This window comes from Puniceibacterium sp. IMCC21224 (assembly GCF_001038505.1).
In the GTDB taxonomy this organism is placed as follows: domain Bacteria; phylum Pseudomonadota; class Alphaproteobacteria; order Rhodobacterales; family Rhodobacteraceae; genus Puniceibacterium.
The window spans coordinates 1312632-1335171 of sequence record NZ_LDPY01000001.1; the positions used below are offsets into that span (position 1 = coordinate 1312632).

The 22540-nt window shown below is 61.9% G+C and carries 18 protein-coding genes; 13 read left to right on the forward strand and 5 right to left on the reverse strand.

Features of this window, described 5'->3' with window-relative positions; all coding sequences use genetic code 11:
* The first annotated feature begins 103 nt into the window (after positions 1–103).
* Positions 104–976: a 3-mercaptopyruvate sulfurtransferase gene (sseA, locus tag IMCC21224_RS06040; RefSeq protein ID WP_047994582.1), complete on the forward strand. Its 873-nt coding sequence runs from the start codon at positions 104–106 to the stop codon at positions 974–976.
* The gene (locus tag IMCC21224_RS06045) at positions 976–2160 is read left to right on the forward strand and encodes an amino acid aminotransferase (RefSeq protein WP_047994583.1); all 1185 of its coding nucleotides are present in this window, start codon (positions 976–978) and stop codon (positions 2158–2160) included. The genes sseA and IMCC21224_RS06045 overlap by 1 nt, the downstream gene beginning before the upstream one ends.
* 164 nt (positions 2161–2324) lie before the next feature.
* On the opposite strand, the gene IMCC21224_RS06050 is transcribed toward IMCC21224_RS06045, so the two are convergent.
* The 4 genes from IMCC21224_RS06050 to IMCC21224_RS06065 are packed head-to-tail and all read right to left on the reverse strand — an operon-like array spanning position 2325 to position 6238.
* Entirely contained in the window at positions 2325–3230 is a 906-nt protein-coding gene (locus tag IMCC21224_RS06050; RefSeq protein WP_197089170.1) for a metal ABC transporter permease, read from the reverse strand.
* Positions 3230–4435 carry a metal ABC transporter permease gene (locus tag IMCC21224_RS06055; protein WP_047994585.1) on the reverse strand — a complete coding sequence of 402 codons (1206 nt, stop codon included), beginning with the start codon at positions 4433–4435 and terminating at the stop codon, positions 3230–3232. Before IMCC21224_RS06055 ends, IMCC21224_RS06050 begins: the two co-directional genes overlap by 1 nt.
* A 6-nt stretch (positions 4436–4441) precedes the next feature.
* Positions 4442–5218, reverse strand: a complete 777-nt coding sequence (locus tag IMCC21224_RS06060; RefSeq protein ID WP_047996910.1) for a metal ABC transporter ATP-binding protein — start codon at positions 5216–5218, stop codon at positions 4442–4444.
* Between the two features lie 60 nt (positions 5219–5278).
* Positions 5279–6238: a metal ABC transporter solute-binding protein, Zn/Mn family gene (locus IMCC21224_RS06065; RefSeq protein ID WP_047994586.1), complete on the reverse strand. Its 960-nt coding sequence runs from the start codon at positions 6236–6238 to the stop codon at positions 5279–5281.
* 202 nt (positions 6239–6440) lie between these two features.
* Here IMCC21224_RS06065 and deoC point away from each other — a divergent pair, with 202 nt between their 5' ends.
* The 4 genes from deoC to rlmH all read left to right on the forward strand — a co-directional run bounded on the left by deoC (position 6441) and on the right by rlmH (position 10961).
* The gene (gene deoC / locus IMCC21224_RS06070) at positions 6441–7445 is read left to right on the forward strand and encodes a deoxyribose-phosphate aldolase (RefSeq protein WP_047994587.1); all 1005 of its coding nucleotides are present in this window, start codon (positions 6441–6443) and stop codon (positions 7443–7445) included.
* Between the two features lie 48 nt (positions 7446–7493).
* On the forward strand, positions 7494–9836 hold the full coding sequence (locus tag IMCC21224_RS06075) for an aldehyde dehydrogenase family protein (protein ID WP_047994588.1): 2343 nt from the start codon (positions 7494–7496) through the stop codon (positions 9834–9836).
* 165 nt (positions 9837–10001) lie between these two features.
* The gene (rsfS, locus tag IMCC21224_RS06080) at positions 10002–10490 is read left to right on the forward strand and encodes a ribosome silencing factor (RefSeq protein WP_231582022.1); all 489 of its coding nucleotides are present in this window, start codon (positions 10002–10004) and stop codon (positions 10488–10490) included.
* Positions 10491–10961, forward strand: a complete 471-nt coding sequence (gene rlmH, locus IMCC21224_RS06085; RefSeq protein ID WP_047994589.1) for a 23S rRNA (pseudouridine(1915)-N(3))-methyltransferase RlmH — start codon at positions 10491–10493, stop codon at positions 10959–10961.
* A gap of 8 nt (positions 10962–10969) precedes the next feature.
* Here the strand turns inward: rlmH and IMCC21224_RS06090 are convergent, their stop codons facing one another.
* Positions 10970–11773, reverse strand: coding sequence for an undecaprenyl-diphosphate phosphatase (locus IMCC21224_RS06090; protein WP_047994590.1), 804 nt, complete (start codon positions 11771–11773; stop codon positions 10970–10972).
* A gap of 221 nt (positions 11774–11994) precedes the next feature.
* Here IMCC21224_RS06090 and IMCC21224_RS06095 point away from each other — a divergent pair, with 221 nt between their 5' ends.
* The 7 genes from IMCC21224_RS06095 to IMCC21224_RS06125 all read left to right on the forward strand — a co-directional run bounded on the left by IMCC21224_RS06095 (position 11995) and on the right by IMCC21224_RS06125 (position 22512).
* Positions 11995–13428, forward strand: coding sequence for an NAD(P)-dependent oxidoreductase (locus tag IMCC21224_RS06095; protein WP_047994591.1), 1434 nt, complete (start codon positions 11995–11997; stop codon positions 13426–13428).
* Positions 13429–13524: 96 nt separating this feature from the next.
* Positions 13525–13965: a GFA family protein gene (locus tag IMCC21224_RS06100; protein WP_047994592.1), complete on the forward strand. Its 441-nt coding sequence runs from the start codon at positions 13525–13527 to the stop codon at positions 13963–13965.
* Positions 13966–13967: 2 nt separating this feature from the next.
* Positions 13968–14393, forward strand: coding sequence for a GFA family protein (locus IMCC21224_RS06105; RefSeq protein WP_369796009.1), 426 nt, complete (start codon positions 13968–13970; stop codon positions 14391–14393).
* Positions 14390–18928: a glutamate synthase large subunit gene (gene gltB / locus IMCC21224_RS06110; RefSeq protein WP_047994594.1), complete on the forward strand. Its 4539-nt coding sequence runs from the start codon at positions 14390–14392 to the stop codon at positions 18926–18928. The genes IMCC21224_RS06105 and gltB overlap by 4 nt, the downstream gene beginning before the upstream one ends.
* A 243-nt stretch (positions 18929–19171) precedes the next feature.
* Positions 19172–19552: a DUF4189 domain-containing protein gene (locus IMCC21224_RS06115; protein WP_047994595.1), complete on the forward strand. Its 381-nt coding sequence runs from the start codon at positions 19172–19174 to the stop codon at positions 19550–19552.
* A gap of 120 nt (positions 19553–19672) precedes the next feature.
* On the forward strand, positions 19673–20416 hold the full coding sequence (mtgA, locus tag IMCC21224_RS06120) for a monofunctional biosynthetic peptidoglycan transglycosylase (protein WP_047994596.1): 744 nt from the start codon (positions 19673–19675) through the stop codon (positions 20414–20416).
* Between the two features lie 140 nt (positions 20417–20556).
* A complete protein-coding gene (locus tag IMCC21224_RS06125) occupies positions 20557–22512 on the forward strand; it encodes a 3-hydroxyacyl-CoA dehydrogenase NAD-binding domain-containing protein (protein WP_047994597.1) in 1956 nt (651 codons plus the stop codon).
* Positions 22513–22540: the final 28 nt, after the last annotated feature.

Genomic DNA, 22540 nt, shown 5'->3' on the forward strand with positions numbered 1-22540 from the left:
CCGCGCGAGACCGTTTGAATGTGCTCGGTCAGCTATGCGGCCCCGCACCCTTGCCAGCCCCCCCCGGCTAAATTATGCAGGTCGCAAAGCGAGGGGGCTGCCCATGCAACGCGACGATCCAAAAACGCTGGTCTCGACCGACTGGCTGTCCCGGCATCTGCGGGACCCTGACCTGCGCATTCTGGATGCGAGCTGGTATTTGCCGGATATGGGCCGCGACGCCCGTTCCGAATACGACGCGGCGCACATTCCCGGCGCTCGGTATTTTGACATTGATGACGTCAGCGACAGCCGTTCGGATCTGCCGCACATGGCCCCTCCGATTGAAAAATTCATGTCGCGGATGCGTGCCATGGGCGTGGGTGACGGTCATCAGGTGGTGGTCTATGACGGCGCCGGGCTGTTTTCCGCCGCGCGGGTCTGGTGGCTGTTCCGGCTGATGGGGCAGGTGGACGTGGCTGTGCTGGACGGCGGATTTGTCAAATGGCAGGCCGAGGGCCGCGATGTCGAGGACATGCCCCCCATCGTGCGTGACCGACACATGACGGTGCGGCGCCAGAATCAGATGGTCAAGGATGTGACGCAGGTCGCCTCTGCCTCCAAGCTGGGGGATTACCAGATTGTCGATGCGCGCTCGGCCCCGCGGTTTCGCGGCGATGCCCCCGAGCCACGCCCCGGTTTGCGTGCCGGTCATATCCCTGGATCCAGGAATGTGCCTTATGGCACGTTGTTGAACGCTGACAGCACGATGAAAGATCCAGCCGCTCTGAAGGCTGTGTTCGAGGCTGCGGGCGTAGATCTGTCAAAACCCGCGATCACCACCTGCGGATCGGGTGTGACCGCTGCGGTCCTGTCGCTTGCCCTAGAGATCATCGGCAAGACGGACCATTCCCTTTATGACGGGTCCTGGTCGGAATGGGGCATGTTCCCCACCGTTCCCGTCGAAACCGGCCCTGCCGCCACCGGAGACAACTGATGTTCGAGACGCTCAAAGAGCAACCCGCCGACAAGATCCTGATGCTGATCCAAGCCTTTAAGGAAGATCCGCGCGACACCAAGATTGACCTTGGTGTTGGTGTTTACAAGGACGCCAGCGGCAATACCCCGATCATGCGCGCGGTCAAGGCCGCCGAACAGCAATTGTGGGACGCCGAGCAGACCAAGGCCTATACCGGGCTTGCCGGTGATCCGGCCTTTGCTGATGCTATGGTATCACTGGTTCTGGGAGACGCGGTGCCGCGTGCCAATGTGGCTGCGGCCGCGACGCCGGGTGGCACTGGCGCGGTGCGTCAGGGCTTTGACATGGTGCGTCAGGCAAAAAAAGACGTGCGGGTCTTTGTTTCGAACCCGACATGGCCGAACCATTTGTCGATCCTGAAACATATGGGGATCACCATGGTTCCCTATCGCTATTTCGACGACGAAACCCGCGGCGTTGCCTTTGATGCGATGATGGAAGATCTGGATCAAGCCGGACCCGGTGACGTGGTGCTGCTGCACGGCTGCTGTCACAACCCGACTGGCGCGAACCTGAACATGGCCCAGTGGAAAGATGTCGTGGCGTTGCTGCTGAAAACCGGCGCGACCCCGATGATCGACATCGCCTATCAGGGCTTTGGCGACGGTCTGGATGCGGATGCCGAGGCAACCCGGCTGGTCGCCTCCTCGGTGCCGGAGTGCCTGATCGCGGCCAGCTGCTCCAAGAATTTTGGCATCTACCGCGAACGTACCGGCCTGCTTATGGCGGTGTCGCAGGATGCTGGCGCGAAAACGCTCAATCAGGGCACGCTGAACTATCTCAACCGCCAGAACTTTAGCTTTCCGCCCGATCACGGTGCGCGGCTGGTGACGATGGTGCTGAATGACGATGCATTGCGGGCAGATTGGATGGCCGAGCTTGAGGCCGTGCGCCTGTCGATGCTGGGCCTGCGTGAACAGCTGGCGTCTGAATTGCAGCGTCTGTCAGGCTCCGACCGCTTTGCCTTTATTGCGCAGCACCGCGGCATGTTCTCGCGCCTCGGGACCACGCCTGAGATGGTGGAAAAGCTGCGGGCAGACCATGGTATCTACATGGTTGGCGATTCGCGCCTGAACATCGCGGGTCTGAACAAGACGACAGTGCCGATCCTTGCAAAGGCAATCATCGACGTCGGGATCTGACGGCGCGGGGACGTACATCGCTCTGATCTTACTGAGGCGCGCGGTGGACTGACTTGGTAGGGCGCGCAGTTCTCTGACGCCTTGGCGCGATCTATTCGCGTTTACCCTACGTGACTCCCGCGTTGCCACCGATCAGGGTCGGCGGGGCGGTCTGATCCCAACCGTCAGTTGGTGCGGTGCGGGCCGATCACTGCTGTGATAGTCAGGATCAGGCCGGATACGGTGGCAATCATGCCTGCCGCCGAAACCGAATTGGTGCTGCCCAGCCACAACGGGCCGTATCCCGCCAGTACATACCCAAGCGTCGCCGAGAGAATGGCGAAGGCCAGGCTCCAGCCGATCTGGCGGCTCAGGCGATTGGTCATCATCCGTGCGGCGGCGGGTGGGCAGATGAACATGGCGATGACGATGATTGACCCCACGGCGTCAAAAGCGGCCACAGCCGCGATCGCCGCTGTCACCACAAGGCCAAGGCCCAGCGCAGGCACCGGGATGCCGAGGGTGCGGGCAAACCCCTCATCGAAGGTTGATAATTTCAGCGGTCGCCAGAAGAGCCAGATAAAGGTGATCACCCCCAGCAGGGTCAGTGCGATGCGGGTCAATTCAGGTGGCAGGCTTCGCAGCGCCTCGGGATCGGTCAGTGAGGACCAGCCAGAGGCTTCGATCCAGATCAGGCTTTCCAGGTTGCCATAAAGCGCGTGTTCGACATCCAAGTGCACCGACGATGTGTCGGTCTGTTCCAGCAGCAGGACACCCGCCGCGAACATTGCGGTAAACACGACGCCCATGGCGGCGCCGGCGTCGACGCGACCGAGGCGGCGGATCACTTCGATCAGCACCACGGCGACCAGCGCGGCGCCCGCTGCACCCAGCATCATCGGCCAGGCGGATATCTGTCCGGTGACGAGAAAGGCGACCACGATCCCCGGCAGGACGACATGGCTGATGGCGTCGCCGATCAGCGATTGTCGGCGCAGCAGCAGAAAGTTCCCCGGCAAGGCGCAGGCCACGGCGGCAAGGATGCCGATCAGCAGCGGCGTCAGGGACAGGGCGACAAATTCAGCACCCATCACGCGACTCCTGCGGGGTCTGCGGCCATGCGGCGGTCAAGTTCGGCGATTTGGTCAGGGGTCAGGACATCGGCAATCCCGGTGAGACCGTCATCGCGGGCGGCGAGTTCGGACAGATGCGCGCTGCCGCGCAGGGTCTGCCAGCGGCGTTCATCGTGCAGGGTCTCGACCGCGCGGGTGTGGCCCAAATCTGTGGCGACACCATCCGCGCGCGTCAGCCCGGCGCGGCACAGCAGTCGGTGGGTGAGACGCTCGTAGATCGGCTGCCCTTGCGCTAAGGCAAGCAGACCCTGGCGCAGATGCACCTCGCGCTGGAAACGCTGGTGGCGCAGGGCACCCGCCAGAACACCGCGACCGGGGGCCAGCAACAGCGACAGTACAAAAAGACCAAAGGCCACCAGCACGATGATCGGTCCGGTTGGCAGGGCGGGCGCGATCGCCGACACTGCCGCGCCCGCATAGCCTGACAGTCCACCAAAAAGCCCCGCCAGCAGCACCACGCGGTCCGCTCGATTGGTCCAGAATCGCGCCGTCACGGCGGGGATGATCAACAAGGCGACAATCAGAATCAGGCCCACGACCTTGAGTCCGACCACAGTCACGGCCATCACCAGCCCCATGATGGCAAGGTCCATCAGTGTGACGCGCACACCCTGAGTTTCCGCATATCCGGCATCAAAGGCGACCATCAGCAGCGGGCGGCGCAGGGCCAGAACACAGGCCAATACAGCAAGGCCACCGCCCGCGATCAGCAGCGCATCCTGATACAGCATTCCGGCGGTCGAGCCGAGCAGAAAACTCTCTAACCCGGCCTGACGCCCCGAAGACAATGTCTGGATGATCGTCAGCAACACGATGCCAAAGCCGAAGAACACCGACAGGACTGCACCAATGGCGGCATCTTCGTCCAGGCGGGTCTTGTTTGTCAGCCAGGTCACGGCCAGCAGGCCCAGCGTCGCCGATAAGGCAGACCCAGCCATCAGGCCAATCAGCGATCGGCCATCGCCGCCAAAAGACACCATGACAATAAAGGCCAGCGCCAGCCCCGGCAGCGTTGAATGGCTGACCGCATCCGACACCAGTGACCGTTTGCGCAGATAGAGGAAGGCCCCCGTCGCTCCGGCGGCGAGGCCAAGTGCCGCAGAGCCAAGCGCCACAAGGGTGGCGTTGTAACCCAGTTGCAAAAGTAGTGCGTCTGTCAGCATGTGACTTTAGGCATCCAGCGCCAGTTGCGTGATTTGTCCGTCGGCCAGCCGTCCGCCATAGGTCGCCTGTAATGCGGCGGCGCTAAAGGCCGTGGCGATCGGTCCTTCACCCATCTTGCGGCGGTTGATCAGGAAAATATTGTTGAAATAGGCCTGTACGGTCGACAGGTCATGATGCACGGCGACAACGGTCTTGCCCTCAGCGCGCAATGCCTTGAGCACGTCGATGATCGCGCGCTCGGTCGCGGCATCTACCCCGGCAAAGGGTTCGTCCAGCAAATAGAGGTCGGCCCCCTGGGCCAGCGCACGAGCCAGAAACACGCGCTGCTGCTGGCCACCGGACAACTGGCCGATCTGGCGCTCTGCAAACGCCTCCATCCCGACGCGGGACAGGCAGTCCATGGCGCGGGCGAGGTGGTGCGGGCGCACCCGGCGCAGCAGCCCCAATTCGCGGTAGAGACCCATCAGCACCACATCAAGGACCTCGGTCGGGAAATCCCAGTCGACGCTGGCGCGCTGCGGCACATAGGCGATGCGCTGGGCCTGTTCGCGCAGCGGCTTGCCAAACACCGTAACCTGACCCGAGAGCGGTTTGACGATCCCCAGTGCGGCCTTGAGCAGGGTCGATTTGCCGGCGCCGTTGGGGCCGATGATCGCGGTCATCTGGCCCTCTTGCACGGTCATGTCGACGGAAAAGACCACCGGGTTTTCACCGTACGATACGGTCATGCCACGCAAGGCGAGCGGGCTGTTGTCCAGTGCTGCGTCGGGGTCCGGCTGCATCAACGGGTCAGCGATGGCGCGTCCGTCACGTGCGGCGAGTTCCAGCGGAGCGGTCATGAGTTACGCCCCCGAGGCCAGTTTTCCGGACATGCCGGCTGGCGGGATATCCGCCCCCAGCGCGCGCGCGATCACGGTCACGTTGTGGTCAATCATGCCCTCGTAGGTGCCCTCATATGTGCCCGGCTCGCCCATGGCGTCGGAATATAGCTCTCCGCCGATTTCGACCTTGTGGCCGCGCGCCTCGGCGCCTTCGATCAGGGCGCGGATGTTGCGGTCGGAAACGGAGGTTTCGACAAACACAGCGCGGATGTCACGTTCGACCAGGATGTTGACCAGCTGGCCGATGCGCTGCAGGCCGGCCTCGCTCTGGGTGGAAATGCCCTGAATGCCCAGCACCTCAAAACCGTATTCGCGACCAAAATAGCTGAAGGCGTCATGGGCGGTGACCAGAACGCGCGTCTGCGCGGGAACCTGCGCCAGCGCCCGGGTCGCGTAGGCGCCAAGCGCGTCGACAGTTGCAAGGTACGTCGCGCCGTTGGCATCAAATTCGGCGGCGCGGTCGGGCAGGGCGGTTTTCAGCGCGTCGCGGGTGGCGATCACGGCATTGCGCCAGATCTGCGGCACCATCCAGATATGGGGGTCGACGCGCCCCTGATACTGCGCGTGGCGTAGCAGGGTATCGGTGGGGACGGCTTCGCCAACCGCCACAACCGATTTTTGCCCGGCAAGGCGCAGCAGGAATTCCTCCATCTGCGCTTCGAGGTAGAGACCGTTCCAAAGCGCCAGATCGCTGCGGGTGAGGGCGACAATATCGCTGCGGGTCTGACGATAGCTGTGGGGATCGACGCCGGCCCCCATAAGCGCGGTCACATCCGCAGCTGCGCCGCCGATGTTGCGGGCGGCATCGGCAATCATGCCGGTGGTTGCAACGACGTTTAACCGCTGCTGGGCCAGCGCGCTGCGCGGCAAAAGCGCGGTGGCGGTAAGGCTGGCAAGAGCAGAGCGGCGGGTTAGGCGCATATGGGTGGTCCCTCTATGATGTCTCGAGAATGAATATGCGAGTCATTCGCAAAAGGTCAAGCTTGTTGCGAGTGGTTCGCAATATCATTGTCATATTTGCCGCAATTTCTGGCATATCGGGTGCAAACGGTCTTTGCGGCGCCCTTGCGTCAACGTCAGTTGCGTGCGACTCTGGGGCAAACGCAGACACGCAGGGCGGATCATGCAGGTTACTAACTCCCTAAAATCGCTACCGGTTCCGCAGTCGGCGGAGCCGCGCAATCCGGGAATGGATCTGGATCTGGACTGGGTGGCGCGCGCCACCGCCAACCGGTCGGCGATTGAGCGCCGCGCAGCGAGTCTGCCGGGGCGGCGATCAGTCAAGAAGGATCATCAGGCGGCGTGGCTGGCGCGGGCGGTGTCCTGCATCGACCTGACCACGCTTGCTGGCGATGACACTGCGGGGCGGGTGCTGCGGCTTTGTGCCAAGGCACGTCAGCCTGTGCGCGCGGATCTGCTCGATCAGCTTGGCCTGCCGGGACTGACGGTTGGTGCCGTCTGTGTCTATCACGACATGATCGGCCCGGCGGTGGCCGCTCTGAACGGAGCGGGCCAAAGCAGATCAAGCCTGCCGGTGGCAGCGGTGTCGACAGGGTTCCCTGCAGGTCTGTCACCTTTTGCCCTGCGGGTGGCCGAAATTCGCGAAAGTGTGGCGGCAGGCGCGTCCGAGATCGACATCGTGATTTCACGACGCCTGGTTTTGAACGGGGACTGGCAAGGGCTGTACGAAGAGATGCGGGCCTTTCGCATGGCGTGCGGCGACGCCCACGTAAAGGCGATTCTTGCCACCGGAGAGCTGGGAACGCTACGCGACGTGGCGCGGGCGTCGCTGGTCTGCATGATGGCGGGCGCGGATTTTATCAAGACCTCGACCGGCAAGGAGCCAGTCAATGCCACCCTGCCAGTGACGCTGGTGATGCTGCGCGCGATCCGCGACTATCACGAGGCGACTGGATTTCGCGTCGGCTACAAGCCTGCTGGCGGGATCTCAAAGGCCAAAGATGCACTGATCTATCTGGCGCTGATCAAGGATGAGCTGGGGGATCGCTGGCTGCGACCGGACCTGTTCCGCTTTGGCGCGTCGTCGCTGCTGGGTGATATCGAACGCCAGCTGGAGCATCACGTGACCGGCGCCTATTCGGCAGGATGGCGCCATGCAATGGGCTAAGCGCCTGTGGAGCGGTTGCATTTTGCGTATTTGGGAAGAGAAGAAGACATGTCCGTGAGCGAGATATTCGAAACGATGGACTATGGCCCTGCCCCCGAAAGCGCAGGTGACGCGCTGGCCTGGCTGGTCGATCAAGGCAGCCGGTTCGGGCACTTTATTGACGGGGTTATGACCGAACCAGGCGATGGATTCGAGAGCCGCAATCCCGCGACCGGCGAGGTGCTGGCGTTGCTGAGTCAGGCGACGCAGGGCGATGTTGACTGTGCGGTCGCGGCGGCGCGTCGGGCGCAGGGCAAATGGGCGGCACTCGGCGGGCCTGGGCGGGCGCGATATCTTTATGCGCTGGCGCGGTTGTTGCAGAAGCACGCGCGGCTGTTCGCTGTGCTTGAGACGCTCGACAACGGCAAGCCAATCCGTGAGAGCCGGGATATTGACGTGCCACTGGCGCAGCGGCATTTCTACTACCACGCCGGGATGGCGCAGCTGATGGAGGCCGAGTTGCCGGGGCGCGAGGCGCTGGGCGTCTGTGGCCAGATCATCCCGTGGAACTTTCCCCTGTTGATGCTGGCTTGGAAGGTGGCGCCAGCGCTGGCGATGGGCAATACCGTGGTGCTGAAACCGGCGGAATACACGTCGCTGACTGCATTGCTATTCGCCGATATTTGCCGTCAGGCCGGACTGCCCAAAGGGGTTGTCAACATCGTCACAGGCGATGGTGCCGTCGGCGAGATGATTGTGGCGGCCGAGGTGGACAAGATCGCCTTTACCGGGTCGACAGCTGTGGGGCGGCGTATCCGCGAGGTCACTGCGGGAACGGGTAAGGCGCTGACCTTGGAGCTGGGCGGAAAGAGCCCCTACATCGTCTTTGAAGATGCCGATATCGACTCGGCGGTTGAGGGACTGGTGGATGCGATCTGGTTCAATCAGGGGCAGGTGTGCTGCGCCGGGTCACGTCTGATCGTGCAAGAGGGTATTGCCTCGCGATTTTATACCAAGCTGCGGGCGCGGATGGACAAGCTGCGCATCGGTGATCCGCTGGACAAGTGCATTGACGTTGGGGCCATCGTCGATCCGGTGCAATTGGCACGGATCCGGAACCTTGTGGATGGCAATACCGAGGGTGAGACCTATTTCGCCGACACGCCCTGTCCTGATGGGTGCTTTTATCCGCCGACCTTGATCACCGGATTGTCGCCGGCGTCATCCCTCATGCAGCAAGAGATCTTTGGCCCAGTGCTGGTGGCGACCACGTTCCGCACCCCGGCCGAAGCGGTCGAGATTGCAAACAACACCCGCTACGGGCTTGCTGCGACTCTGTGGTCCGAAAATATCAATGTCGCGCTTGATATCGCGCCAAAGCTGGTCGCGGGCGTGGTCTGGATCAACGGCACCAATATGTTCGACGCAGCGGCACCGTTTGGCGGGGTGCGCGAGAGCGGCTTTGGTCGTGAGGGCGGCTGGGACGGGCTGATGGCCTATACCCGCGAGGCTGGGCGCAAACCGGCGGTACTAAAACCTGTGATGGGGTATGGCGGCGGCGAGGCTGAGCCGCAGATGGTGGACCGTACGGCCAAGTTGTATATCGGCGGCAAGCAAGCGCGGCCCGACAGCGGCTATGCGCGCAATGTCTACGGCAAGGGCGGCAAGCTGATCGGACAAGCACCGCTGGCCAGTCGCAAAGACGTGCGCAATGCGGTTGAGGCGGCGCGCGGCGCAAAGGGCTGGGCCGGAACAACGGCGCATCTGAGGGCGCAGATCCTGTATTATATCGCCGAGAATTTGGCGGCACGCGAAGCCGAGTTCGCGACGCGGATCGACGCCCTGACCGGTGGGCGCAACGGAGCAAAGGAGGTTGCGGCCAGTGTCAGTCGACTCTTTACCTACGCGGCATGGGCGGACAAATTCGAAGGGCGTGTGACGCAGGTGCCGATGCGCGGCGTGGCGATGGCGATGCGCGAACCCTGCGGTGTGATCGCGGCGCTTTGCCCTGACGACGTGCCCCTGCTGGGGCTGGTGTCGCTGATGGCGCCGGCCATTGCGATGGGGAACCGTGTGGTGCTGATTGCATCCGAGCCATATCCGTTGGCCGCGACAGATTTCTATCAGGTCTTGGACACCTCGGACGTGCCGGGTGGTGTGGTCAATATCCTGACCGGCAGTCATGCAGACCTAGCCCCGACGCTGGCGCGCCATATGGATATTGAGGCGGTCTGGAGCTTTTCCAGCACGGACCTGTCGGCGGTGATCGAGCGCGGCGCGGCGGGTACGCTTAAACGAAGCTGGGTCAACAATGGCCGAGACCGCGCATGGATCGGCCCGCAAGGCGAGGGCCGGACCTTTTTGGATGCCGCAACCGAAGTCAAAACTATCTGGGTGCCTTACGGCGCGTGAATCTAACTGGCTGACACGGTGGTCCAACCCCGGCGGATCGGCGCCGGGCGTTGGTATGCGTCGGCGACAGAACCTTGCGTCTGCCCGGTAACAGGTTTATGGCGCGCGTCTTACTGCGCGCTGCGACCCCTTTGGATGCAGTGACATTGAATTGAGACCATTGTGATGTTATGTTTGACTACGCCCAGCGTCGGGGCTCTGACGGCGCGCGCGACGAAGGAGGACGATGTCCTGTCAGCAACTGCCGATGCGGCTATGGCCGCAGTGCGGGGAATGCCCATGACGGGTGTGACCCATATGGATGTGACGAGCGACATGATCCTCGCCTCCGTCCTTGAATCCCTCGACGACAACAAGGCCGAAGAGGTCGTGCAGATTGATCTGCGCGGTAAGACTGCGATTGGCGACCACATGGTGGTCTGCTCGGGCCGATCGTCGCGCCAGGTTGCGGCGATTGCGGACAAGGTGGCCGAGGATCTGAAGCAGCGTCACGGCATTCTGTCCAAGACCGAGGGCAAAGAAACCGGTGACTGGGTGCTGATCGACACGGGTGATGTCATCGTCCACGTGTTCCGGCCCGAGGTGCGTGAATTCTACCAGCTAGAAAAGATGTGGTTGCCCAGCGGTATGGCCCCGCAGTCCAAGCCGCAGTAAATGCGGGTCCATTTGTGCGTTGTGGGTCGGCTGAGGTCTGGCCCTGAGCGCGAGTTGATCGACGACTACCTGATGCGGTTTGATCGGGGCGGCCGGGCTCTTGGCCTTGGCCCTGCGGTGCTGAGCGAAGTCGAGGATCGAAAAGGTGGCGGCATGGCGGCCGAAGCGGCCCTGCTGCGCAAGGCGGTGCCGACCGGGGCGCTAATCTGTGCTTTGGATGAACGCGGCACGGTGATGTCCTCGCCCGATTTTGCGGATTCGCTGGCGGGATGGCGTGATCGTGGGGTAAATGATCTGGCCTTTGTCATTGGTGGCGCTGACGGCATTGCGCCGGATTTGCGGGACGAGGCGCAGGCGCGCCTTTCCTTTGGCCAGATGGTCTGGCCGCACATGCTGGCGCGGGTCATGCTGGCGGAACAGTTATACCGCGCGGCGTCGATCCTGGCGGGTAGCCCCTATCACCGGGTCTGATCTCGACCTTAGCTATAGGCGTAGACCAGCAGCGCGATTCCCAGAATCACCCGGTAGATCACGTAGGGTGTAAAGCTCACTGATCGCAGCAGCCGCATCATCAGCACCAGCGCAAGCAGCGCCGCGAAAAATGCAAAGATCGCAGCAATAGCGCCGTCGCGGGCGGCCTGGGCGTCAGCGGTCTGAAGCACCTCGACGCCCAACAACAACCCAGACGCGGCAATCGTCGGGATCGACATCAGCATCGACAGCTTGGCTGCATCGGTCCGATCGTACCCCAAGTGGCGTGCGCCGGTGATTGTGATGCCAGACCGCGACGTGCCGGGGATCAGCGCGATGACCTGCCACAACCCCATGACAAACGCATCCCGCAAGGTCCAGTCACTGGCGGTCTTGTCGACCGGGTCCTTCTGGTCGGCCCAGTACAGCACGATGCCAAAGATCAGCATCGTCCAGCCGATCACTGCAACCGAGCGCAACATCTCATCCAGGCCGGTCAATTTCAGTGCCAGACCGGCCAGAACCACCGGGATCGTCGCGACAGCAAGGCAGAGCGCGAGAAAAGCGCCGGGGGTGTCGACCTTGCCAATCAACAGTCGCAGCGTGCCGGCGGCAGCGATACGGACATCAGACCAAAAGTAGATGATGACAGCCAGCAGAGTGCCCACATGCACCGCCACGTCGATGGCCTGACCCTGATCGGGGATGCCCACCAGCTTTGGCAAAAGAATCAAGTGACCCGATGAGGAAATGGGCAGAAACTCGGTTATGCCCTGAATCAGGGCAAGGATCAGGAGATGCGTGAAGGGCACGTTGCGGCTCCGGTCAGAAAACTTGACATCCGTATAGGTCCATAGAAATAATTGAAAAGCGGTATATTGGGTCCGGATTGATACCTAATTTCGCACTTGCAACGTAATAAATTTCGAAAGTGAACGATTTATTGCGCATATAGGTCAGTATTTCTTACTTTTATTTCCTTTCGACCTTCGATAAAGAAGCGTCAGCTACGGGATTCAGGAGTTTTGCCCTAATGGCACATCAGCCAATGTTGAAATTCGTGAAAGTTGAACGGGCGATGCCCGAAAAGCGTGACGCAAACGTACGCAACGCCGACTTTAACGAGATTTACGCCGAATATGCCGGGGCCATGGCCAAGGAGCAGTCAAGCCGGTGCAGCCAGTGCGGCGTACCCTATTGTCAGAGCCACTGCCCGCTGCACAACAATATTCCCGATTGGCTGCGTCTGACGGCTGAGGGGCGTCTGCAAGAGGCTTATGATCTTAGCCAGGCCACCAACACCTTTCCCGAGATTTGTGGCCGCATCTGCCCGCAGGACCGTCTGTGCGAAGGCAATTGCGTGATCGAACAGTCGGGCCATGGCACCGTCACCATCGGTTCGGTCGAGAAATATATCACCGACACCGCATGGGAACAGGGCTGGGTCCAGCCGATCAAACCGCATGCAGAGCGCAAGGAAAGCGTCGGTATCATCGGCGCCGGCCCCGGAGGATTGGCGGCGGCGGATGTGCTGCGGCGGCAGGGTGTGCAGGTCACTGTCTATGATCGCTATGATCGTTCGGGCGGACTGATGACCTATGGAATTCCGGGTTTCAAGCTTGAGAAAGATGTGGTGATGCGCCGCAACCAGCAGCTTGAGGATGGTGGCGTCACCTTCAAACTGAACTGCGCGGTGGGCGAGGATATTTCGTTCGCCGACATCCGTGATGCGCATGACGCGGTGGTGATTGCGACGGGCGTTTACAAAACCCGCGATCTGGCTGGCCCGGGCAGCGGTGCCGACGGGATCGAGCGGGCGATTGACTATCTGACGGCGAGCAATCGCAAAAGCTTTGGTGATGCAGTGCCGGAATTCGACAGCGGCGCGCTGGATGCCAAGGGCAAGCGTGTCGTGGTGATAGGTGGCGGTGACACGGCCATGGACTGTGTGCGGACCGCGATCCGGCAGGGCGCGACCAGCGTCAAATGCCTGTATCGTCGGGATCGCGCCAACATGCCGGGATCGCAGCGCGAAGTGCAGAACGCCGAAGAAGAGGGCGTCGTGTTTGAATGGCTGACCGCGCCCAAGGGATTTACCGGTACGCCGGTGTCGGGTGTCATCGTGGAACGGATGCGTTTGGGGCTGCCCGACGCTACAGGACGTCAAAGCCCCGAGGTGATCGACGGGTCGGAATATGTCGAGTCCGCCGATCTGGTGATCAAGGCGCTGGGATTCGAGCCCGAGGATCTACCGACGCTCTGGGACCAGCCCGATCTGGCTGTGACCCGCTGGGGCACGATCAAGGCCGAGTTTACCTCTGGCGCGACGGCGATGCCGGGCGTCTATGCGGTGGGTGACATCGTGCGGGGCGCGTCTCTGGTGGTTTGGGCCATCCGCGACGGTCGTGATTGTGCGGCGGCGGTGCTGGAACAGTTGAATGGCGTCGCAGCCGTGGCGGCAGAATAACGACGGCCCGCGATATGGATTGCACAGATCTTTGGCGGGGCGGTCAAAGGGCGGATCAGGGCATTTGGCATTTGTGCCTGACGGGGGAGTGAGGGCATGTCGGATCGGAACGGGCAATGTCTGTGTGGCGCGGTGACATTTTCCGCCCGCGATGTCGTATCCGGATTGGGCGTTTGCCATTGCAAGATGTGCCAGCGCTGGGGCGGGGTGTTCTTTGCCGGTGTGTCGGTCGGTGCCGATCGCATCACCTGGTCGGGGAATGCGCATATCCGGGTGGGCCAATCCTCGGACTGGGCGGAACGGGCGTGGTGCGATGGCTGCGGATCGCCACTCTGGTATCGCGTGACTGCTGAGGGGCCGAACCACGGCGACTATGAGGTGCCGCTGGGCCTGTTTGACGATGCCAGCGGCCTTAAGTTGGACCGCGAGATTTTTGCCGACCGCGCCGTACCGGCGCTGAACCTGTCGGGGACACATGAACGGATCAGCGAGGCCGAGACGCTGGCCCGCTATGGTCATACAGTGCAAGGAGCATGACAATGCAAGGACAGTGCCTGTGTGGTGACGTCAAAGTCAGTTTTGAACCAGTCGAGGACAAGCTGGGCGCGTGTCATTGCGCCATGTGCCGCCGTTGGACCGGCTCTGCGTTTCTTGAGATTGATGCAAAGCCGGGAACCCTGGAATATGACGGTCCGGTCAAGGTCTATGCCTCGTCCGAATGGGCCGAACGCGCGTGGTGCGACAGCTGCGGCACAACCCTGTGGTATCATCTGACGCTGCCGGGACATGATTATTACAGTATGTCAGCCGGGCTTGTCGATGACGCCGGCGGGCTAGAGCTAAAGACCGAAATCTACATTGACGTGAAGCCGGGCGGCTATGCCTTTGCCGGTAATCACGAGAGAAAAACCAAGGCCGAAGTCGAAGCAGGCTTTGCGGCGTTTGTTGAAGGAGCGCAGATATGACCACGTATGATGCAGACTGGGTACGGGCCGAAGAGGCCAAGCGCACATGGATGGCCGAAAATGGGCTGTATTCCGAGGCCGAAGAGCATTCGTCCTGCGGCGTGGGGCTGGTTGTGTCGCTGGACGGCAAACCCAGCCGCCGGGTTGTCGGTGCGGGTATTTCCGCGCTCAAGGCGATCTGGCATCGCGGTGCTGTCGATGCTGACGGCAAGACCGGCGATGGCGCGGGCATCCATGTACAGATCCCGGTGGCGTTCTTTTACGACCAGATCGACCGCACTGGCCACACGCCGCGCAAAGACGAACTGATGGCCGTGGGGCAGGTGTTCCTGCCGCGCACGGATTTTGGCGCGCAGGAAACCTGCCGGACCATTGTGGAATCCGAAGTTCTGCGCATGGGTTACTACATCTACGGCTGGCGCCACGTGCCGGTGAACGTCGAGTGTCTGGGTGACAAGGCCAATGCGACCCGCCCCGAGATCGAACAAATCCTGATCTCGAACGCCAAAGGCGTCGACGAAGAGACGTTTGAGCGCGAACTTTACGTGATCCGGCGGAGGATCGAAAAGGCGGCAATGGCAGCCGGTGTCAGCCAGCTTTACATTGCGTCGCTGTCCTGCCGATCGATCATCTACAAGGGCATGATGCTGGCGCAGGATGTGGCCGAATTCTATCCCGACCTGATGGATGACCGTTTTGAGTCGGCCTTTGCTATCTATCACCAGCGCTATTCCACCAACACATTCCCGCAGTGGTGGTTGGCTCAGCCGTTCAGGATGCTCGCCCACAACGGCGAGATCAACACGCTCAAGGGCAACGTCAACTGGATGAAGTCGCACGAGATCCGCATGGCCTCGTCGACGTTTGGCGATATGGCCGAGGATATCAAGCCGATCATCGCCAATGGTGCCAGCGATTCCGCGGCGCTGGATGCTGTGTTCGAGGTGCTGGTACGCGCGGGTCGATCCGCGCCGATGGCCAAGACGATGCTGGTGCCGGAATCCTGGTCCAAGCAGGCGATTGAACTGCCCGAGGCGTGGCGCGATATGTATTCATACTGCAACTCGGTGATGGAACCGTGGGATGGCCCTGCCGCACTTGCCATGACTGATGGTCGCTGGGTCTGCGGCGGGCTGGACCGCAACGGTCTGCGTCCGATGCGCTATGTCGTCACCGGCGACGGGCTGCTGATCGCTGGGTCCGAGGCCGGGATGGTGCCGGTCGACGAGGGGTCGGTGCGCGAAAAAGGCGCGCTTGGGCCGGGACAGATGATTGCCGTCGATATGAAAGAGGGCAAGCTGTACCACGACGTTGAGATCAAGAACCGGCTGGCCGCCGGTCAGCCGTTTGGCGAATGGGTCGGCAAGATCAACGAGCTGGACGAACCGCTGGCCAAAGTCACTGAAAAAGCGATCTTCAGCGGTGCGGAACTGCGGCGGCGTCAGATCGCGGCGGGCTATACCATCGAAGAGCTGGAACAGATCCTCGCCCCGATGGCCGAGGATGGTAAAGAAACGCTGGCCTCGATGGGGGATGACACGCCGTCGGCTGTGCTGTCGAAAAAGTACCGCCCACTCAGCCATTTCTTCCGCCAGAACTTTAGCCAGGTGACCAACCCGCCGATTGACTCGCTGCGCGAATTCCGGGTGATGAGCCTGAAAACGCGGTTCGGCAACCTCAAGAACGTGCTTGATGAAAGCTCGGCCCAGACCGAAATCCTCGTGCTCGACAGCCCGTTTGTCGGCAACGCGCAGTTCGACGAACTCAAGACGCATTTCAACGCCAGCCTGGTCGAGATTGACTGCACCTTCCCAGTGGGAGGCAGCAAGGATGCGCTGCGTAAAGGGTTGGAGCGTATCCGCGCTGAGGCCGAGGATGCCGTGCGTTCCGGCGCCGGTCATCTGACGCTGACCGATCAGGCGGCAGGCCCCGACAAAGTGGCGATGCCGATGATTCTGGCGACCAGCGCGGTTCACAGTCATCTGACGCGCAAAGGTCTGCGGACTTTCTGTTCGATCAACGTGCGGTCGGCGGAATGTATCGACCCGCATTATTTTGCAGTGCTGATCGGCGCCGGTGCCACAGTGGTGAACCCCTATCTGGCCGAGGACAGTCTGGCAGACCGGATTGAACGCGGCCTGTTGGATCTGACGCTGACCGAGGCGGTGCATAAATATCGCGAAGCCATTGATCAGGGTATGCTCAAGATCATGTCCAAGATGGGGATCTCGGTGATTTCGTCCTATCGCGGTGGTCTGAACTTTGAGGCGGTCGGCCTGTCCCGTGCCATGTGCGCCGAATATTTCCCCGGTATGATGAGCCGGATCAGCGGCATCGGCGTCAGCGGCATCCAGACCAAGGCCGAACAGGTCCACGCGCTGGGTCTGCGCGGCGGTCAGGACGTGCTGCCCATCGGCGGGTTTTACAAGGCGCGCAAATCCGGCGAAACCCACGCCTGGGGCGCGCAGACCATGCATCTGTTGCAGGCCGCCTGCAACAAGGCGTCCTACGAGATGTGGAAGACCTACTCAAAGGCGATGCAGGCCAACCCGCCGATTCATCTGCGCGACCTGTTGGCGATCAAACCCATCGGCCCCGCGATCCCATTGGAGCAGGTCGAAAGCATCACCTCAATCCGCAAGCGATTCGTGACGCCGGGCATGTCGCTGGGTGCCCTGTCACCCGAGGCGCACAAGACCCTGAACGTGGCGATGAACCGAATCGGCGCCAAGTCCGATTCCGGTGAGGGGGGCGAAGATCCGGCGCATTTTGTGCCCGAAGCCAATGGCGATAACCCGTCGGCCAAGATCAAGCAGGTCGCCTCTGGTCGGTTTGGCGTCACCGCCGAATACCTGAACCAGTGCGAAGAGCTGGAAATCAAGGTCGCGCAGGGTGCCAAGCCCGGTGAGGGTGGACAGTTGCCGGGAATGAAGGTCACTGACCTGATCGCTCGTCTGCGCCATTCGACCAAAGGCGTGACGCTGATCAGCCCGCCGCCGCACCACGATATCTACTCGATCGAGGATCTGGCGCAGCTGATCTACGACCTCAAGCAGATCAACCCGCGCTGCAAGGTGACGGTGAAACTGGTCGCCTCGTCCGGCGTCGGCACGATTGCAGCTGGCGTGGCCAAGGCCAAGGCGGACATCATCCTGATCTCGGGCCACAACGGCGGCACTGGGGCATCGCCCGCGACCTCGATCAAATACGCCGGGCTGCCGTGGGAAATGGGTCTGACCGAAGCGCATCAGGTTCTGTCGATGAACAACCTTCGGGCGCGCGTGACGCTGCGCACCGACGGCGGTCTGCGCACCGGGCGTGATATCGTCATGGCGGCAATGCTCGGGGCCGAGGAATACGGCATCGGCACCGCGGCGCTGATCGCGATGGGCTGCATCATGGTACGCCAGTGTCAATCGAACACCTGCCCGGTCGGGGTCTGCACCCAGGACGACGACCTGCGCGCCAAGTTCACGGGTAACGCCGACAAGGTGGTGAATCTGATCACCTTCTACGCCACCGAAGTGCGTGAACTTCTGGCCAGCATCGGCGCGCGGTCGCTGGACGACGTGATCGGGCGTGCCGATCTGCTGCGTCAGGTCAGCCGCGGGTCGGATCATCTGGACGATCTCGACCTCAACCCGTTGCTGATCCGTGTCGATGGGTCCGACGACATCGTCTACGACCGCGACAAGCCGCGCAACCCAGTGCCGGACACGCTGGACGCCGAAATTGTGCGCGACGCCGCGCGGTTCCTTGAAGATGGCGAAAAGATGCAGCTGTCCTACGCCGTGCAGAACACGCACCGCACCGTGGGCACCCGCACCAGCAGCCATATCGTGCGCAAGTTCGGGATGCGCAACGCGCTGCAATCGAACCATCTGACCGTCAAACTGACCGGATCGGCGGGGCAGTCGCTGGGGGCGTTTGCCGCACCGGGGCTGAAACTCGAAGTGTCGGGTGATGCCAACGACTATGTCGGTAAGGGACTGTCGGGCGGCACGATTGTGGTGCGTCCGCCGATGCATTCGCCGCTCACGGCGTCGCAGAATACGATCATCGGCAACACCGTGCTCTATGGTGCGACCGATGGGTTCCTGTTTGCTGCGGGCCGCGCAGGTGAACGCTTTGCGGTGCGCAACTCGGGTGCCACGGTGGTGGTTGAGGGATGCGGATCGAACGGTTGCGAATACATGACCGGCGGCGTTGCTGTGATCCTTGGGCCGGTGGGTGCCAACTTTGGTGCAGGCATGACCGGCGGCATGGCGTATCTGTATGATCCTGATGGTCGGGCAACCGATCTGATGAACATGGAGAGCATTGTGACCTGCCCGGTGACGGTAGATCACTGGTCGACCCAGCTCGAAGAGCTGATCGAGCGGCACGCGGCGGAAACCGGTAGCCGCAAGGCGCAGGATATCCTCCAGCATTGGGGCGAGGAAAAAGCGAACTTCCTCCAGATTTGCCCGAAAGAGATGCTGGACAAGATCACGCATCCGCTGAGCATTGAGCCGAAGGCGATGCCTGCAGAATGAATATGCCGCTGGGAGTCGTCTGCGAAATCGTCTGATCAAGAACGATGCCGCCGGTGTGATCCGGCGGCATTATTTTATCGCCGACTATGTGGCGACACGGGGTAGGCCAGATCGTGGTCGCGGTCCCGCAAACCGCAAACTTACACCTGCCGCCGTCAATGCCGGGTGCATTCGTACCCCCAAAGCTTGTTTTACAAGCCTATCTGTGGCGTGGTGTGGAAAAGTGCGAAGGCGGTAATCTCTATGCGATTTGGTGGTGTCAGTGTCGTTATCCTCTGTTCAGCCGTGGTGCTGTGGCCGGTTTCCGTTCAGTCCGCGAACGGCTCTTGTGGATATGAGCGTTGTTTTGGCGCTATCGCAGTTGCGCCGTCAGGCAAAACCGGTTGGTCCGCAGGGCAGCGAACCGCGCCTGGCGCAACCCGCTTGGCGCAGGACAATTGCGGCGAGGAATGCGCCGAGGTCGAACTATTCTGGAATTCCTGCGGAGTCATCGCCATAAACCAGACTGGTGATTGGGCGTTTGGCTGGGACGAGGATCAGGCGGTGGCGACAAACAAGGCGTTGGACGCCTGTTCGGCAGATGGCGCGCAATGTTACGTTCGCGACTGGGCCTGCTCGAAATAGGGCGCACCTGACCGGGCGGGCGCGCGGCTGTTTCTTCATCGCACCAGCGGGGATATTCCGTGATCTGGCGCGGCCTGTGTGGCTTTTCCCCGGGCGTTTGTCGGCGTAAGGATAGCGGCCATGGCGACACGTTCGAAATCCGCAAAACCGCGCAAAACGGCCAAGGCCGCTCTGGCACCGCGTTTCCAGCCCTTGCGCTGGCTGATGCGGTGGCTCTGGCGGGTGGTCTTTGTGGCGGCGGCATTGGTTCTGCTGATGGCGCTGCTCTACAAGGTGGTGAACCCGCCGACGACCCTATACATGCTGAGCGAGGGTCGCAGGCTGGGCGCTGACGTCGATCAGAAATGGGTTCCGGCGGACCGTGTCGCCCCGGTAATGTTGCGGTCGGTCGTGGCGGCCGAGGATGCCAATTTCTGCACCCACTGGGGTTTTGATATGAACGCGATCCGCGATGCCATCGAAGGTGGCGGCGCACGCGGCGCATCGACTCTGACCCAACAGGTGGTCAAAAATGCCTATCTCTGGCAGGGGCGCACCTATACCCGCAAGGCGCTCGAGGCGCTGATCACCCCGGTGGTTGAAGGGGTCTGGAGCAAGCGTCGTATCCTTGAAGTCTATCTGAACATTGCCGAATTCGACGAAGGTGTGTTCGGCGTCGAGGCGGCAGCCTATCACTATTTTGGCGTCGGCCCGGATGCGCTGAGTCCGACTCAGGCGGCGCGTCTGGCGGCAATTCTGCCCAATCCCAAGGGGCGTTCAGCGGCAAATCCGTCGAATTTTGTCCGTCGTCGCGCGGCATCAATCCGCGACGGAGCTGCGACGATCGCACGCGATGGGCGCGCTGCCTGCTTTGAGCCGGGCTGAGGTCCGAGCACAAGGCGCCGCACTTAGGGGAATTCATCTCGCGACTCCGGTATGATAGGGGATGGCCAGCGCGTATCTGATGCCCCCGTTGGCGGGCCTCTTAAATTTGCCATCAGACCGGAAACCGTAGGAAACCCGACATGAACGTATCCTTTGATCGACGCGGCGGCATTGCAATCTTGACCATTGACCGTCCGCCGGTAAATGCGCTGTCACAGGATCTGCGCGCGTTGATTGACGCCCGTCTGCAAGAGGTCGAGGCGGATGAGACAATCACTGGTCTGGTTCTGGCCTGCGCGGGACGTACCTTTGTCGCCGGGGCCGAGATTACCGAGGTGGGCAAACTGATGCCGCCAATGCTACGCGATGTAATCGACCGGATCGAACGGCTGAACAGGCCCAGCATCGCGGCGCTGCACGGTACCACGCTTGGCGGTGGTCTTGAGCTGTCGCTGGGCTGCACCTTTCGCATCGCGGCGCCTGACACCAGATTGGGTCTGCCCGAGGTCAAGCTGGGCTTTCTGCCGGGAGCGGGTGGCACGGTGCGTGGCAGCTACCTTGCTGGCGCAGAGGCGATACTGCGCCTTGCTGGCAGCGGCGATATGATCAGCGCTGACCAAGCTATGTCGCAGGGGCTGATCGACGCCATCGCGCAGGGCGATCTGATCGAAGATGCTATCGGGTTCCTGATGGCAAAGATCGCGGCGGGCGACAGTCCGCTTCCGGTCAGTCAGCGCCGTGACACGATGCCCCCGGCCACCCCAGAGCAACTGACCAAGATCGAAGCGGCGCTGTGCCGCAAGGCGCGCTCTTCAGCGCCGTCGTTGGTGGCGATTGCGGCGGGCAATGCGCTGGCGATGCCATTCGCCGACGCCATGCGCGAAGAGCGGGCGTTGTTTGATACAGCGGTGGACAGTCTGCGCTCTGCGGCGCTGCGTCATTTGTTCTTTGCCGAACGGCTGGCGGCGAAACCGACAGGCCCGGCAGCGACGGTCACGCCGCGCGACGTTCAGTCCGTGGGAGTGATCGGTGCCGGGACAATGGGGGGCGGCATCGCGATGACCTTTGCCAATGCCGGGTTCGACGTGATGATCCGCGAAACCAATCAGCAGGCCCTGGACGTGGGTCTGGCGCGGATCAGGGCAAACTATGTCGGCTCAGTGCAGCGCGGGTCGATCCCACAGAGCGAGGCTGACAGGCGCATCGGTCGTATCACCGGCACAATTCTGGTGTCCGACCTTGCCCAGTCCGATCTGATTGTCGAAGCCGCGTTCGAGGATATCGAGGTCAAGCGCAGCATCTTTGCCGAACTGGACGCCATCGCCCGGCCAGGCGCGATTCTGGCCACCAACACCTCGTATTTGGATGTGAATGCCATCGCGGGATTTACCAATCGTTCGGGGGATGTGTTGGGGCTGCACTTTTTCTCGCCCGCCAATGTGATGAAGTTGCTGGAGGTCGTGCAAGGTGCGGACACCGCGCCTGACGTAGTTGCCACCGCGCTAAAAGTTGCGCGGCGGCTTGGCAAACAATCGGTTGTTGTTGGGGTTTGCCACGGCTTTGTTGGCAACCGGATGCTGGCCGCCCGCAACGCGCAGTTGTCGCACCTGATGCTCGAAGGGGCTTTGCCCGCGCAGATTGATGCGGCCTTCCGGGCGCTTGGCTGGCCGATGGGCCCGTGCGAGATGCAGGATTTGGCCGGACTGGACATCAGCTGGCGCAATCGCAAGGCATTGGGACGGGTGGACGCATTGCCCGATCATCTGTGCGGCCTTGGGCGATTTGGGCAAAAGACCGGCAGCGGCTGGTACAGCTATCACGCCGGGGATCGTACACCGCATCCCGATCCGGCGGTCGAACTGATTGTCACCAAGCTGGCTGCAGATGCCGGTATCACGCGACGAAATCTGAGCGACGCCGAGATCATTGACCGCACACACGGCCCGATGATTGCCGAGGGACGCTCCATTCTGAGGGACGGGATCGCCGCGCGTGCGTCGGATATCGACGTGATCTGGGTTCAGGGATACGGGTTTCCGCGCGATCTGGGCGGTCCGATGTTCTGGGATGATCACGGACGCCCCCCAGCGCCCTAAGGCATCAGCGCGCCCCGAATATGGAGGC

Coding starts and splice junctions, on each gene's coding strand:
- IMCC21224_RS06065 (WP_047994586.1), bottom strand. CDS start 6,238: ATGCGCCTAACCCGCCGCTCTGCTCTTGCCAGCCTTACCGCCACCGCG.
- mtgA (WP_047994596.1), top strand. CDS start 19,673: ATGGCGACACGTTCGAAATCCGCAAAACCGCGCAAAACGGCCAAGGCC.
- rlmH (WP_047994589.1), top strand. CDS start 10,491: ATGCGGGTCCATTTGTGCGTTGTGGGTCGGCTGAGGTCTGGCCCTGAG.
- IMCC21224_RS06095 (WP_047994591.1), top strand. CDS start 11,995: ATGGCACATCAGCCAATGTTGAAATTCGTGAAAGTTGAACGGGCGATG.
- IMCC21224_RS06055 (WP_047994585.1), bottom strand. CDS start 4,435: ATGCTGACAGACGCACTACTTTTGCAACTGGGTTACAACGCCACCCTT.
- IMCC21224_RS06105 (WP_369796009.1), top strand. CDS start 13,968: ATGCAAGGACAGTGCCTGTGTGGTGACGTCAAAGTCAGTTTTGAACCA.
- deoC (WP_047994587.1), top strand. CDS start 6,441: ATGCAGGTTACTAACTCCCTAAAATCGCTACCGGTTCCGCAGTCGGCG.
- IMCC21224_RS06050 (WP_197089170.1), bottom strand. CDS start 3,230: ATGGGTGCTGAATTTGTCGCCCTGTCCCTGACGCCGCTGCTGATCGGC.
- IMCC21224_RS06045 (WP_047994583.1), top strand. CDS start 976: ATGTTCGAGACGCTCAAAGAGCAACCCGCCGACAAGATCCTGATGCTG.
- IMCC21224_RS06060 (WP_047996910.1), bottom strand. CDS start 5,218: ATGCAGCCGGACCCCGACGCAGCACTGGACAACAGCCCGCTCGCCTTG.
- IMCC21224_RS06115 (WP_047994595.1), top strand. CDS start 19,172: ATGCGATTTGGTGGTGTCAGTGTCGTTATCCTCTGTTCAGCCGTGGTG.
- IMCC21224_RS06125 (WP_047994597.1), top strand. CDS start 20,557: ATGAACGTATCCTTTGATCGACGCGGCGGCATTGCAATCTTGACCATT.
- sseA (WP_047994582.1), top strand. CDS start 104: ATGCAACGCGACGATCCAAAAACGCTGGTCTCGACCGACTGGCTGTCC.
- IMCC21224_RS06075 (WP_047994588.1), top strand. CDS start 7,494: ATGTCCGTGAGCGAGATATTCGAAACGATGGACTATGGCCCTGCCCCC.
- gltB (WP_047994594.1), top strand. CDS start 14,390: ATGACCACGTATGATGCAGACTGGGTACGGGCCGAAGAGGCCAAGCGC.
- rsfS (WP_231582022.1), top strand. CDS start 10,002: ATGTTATGTTTGACTACGCCCAGCGTCGGGGCTCTGACGGCGCGCGCG.
- IMCC21224_RS06100 (WP_047994592.1), top strand. CDS start 13,525: ATGTCGGATCGGAACGGGCAATGTCTGTGTGGCGCGGTGACATTTTCC.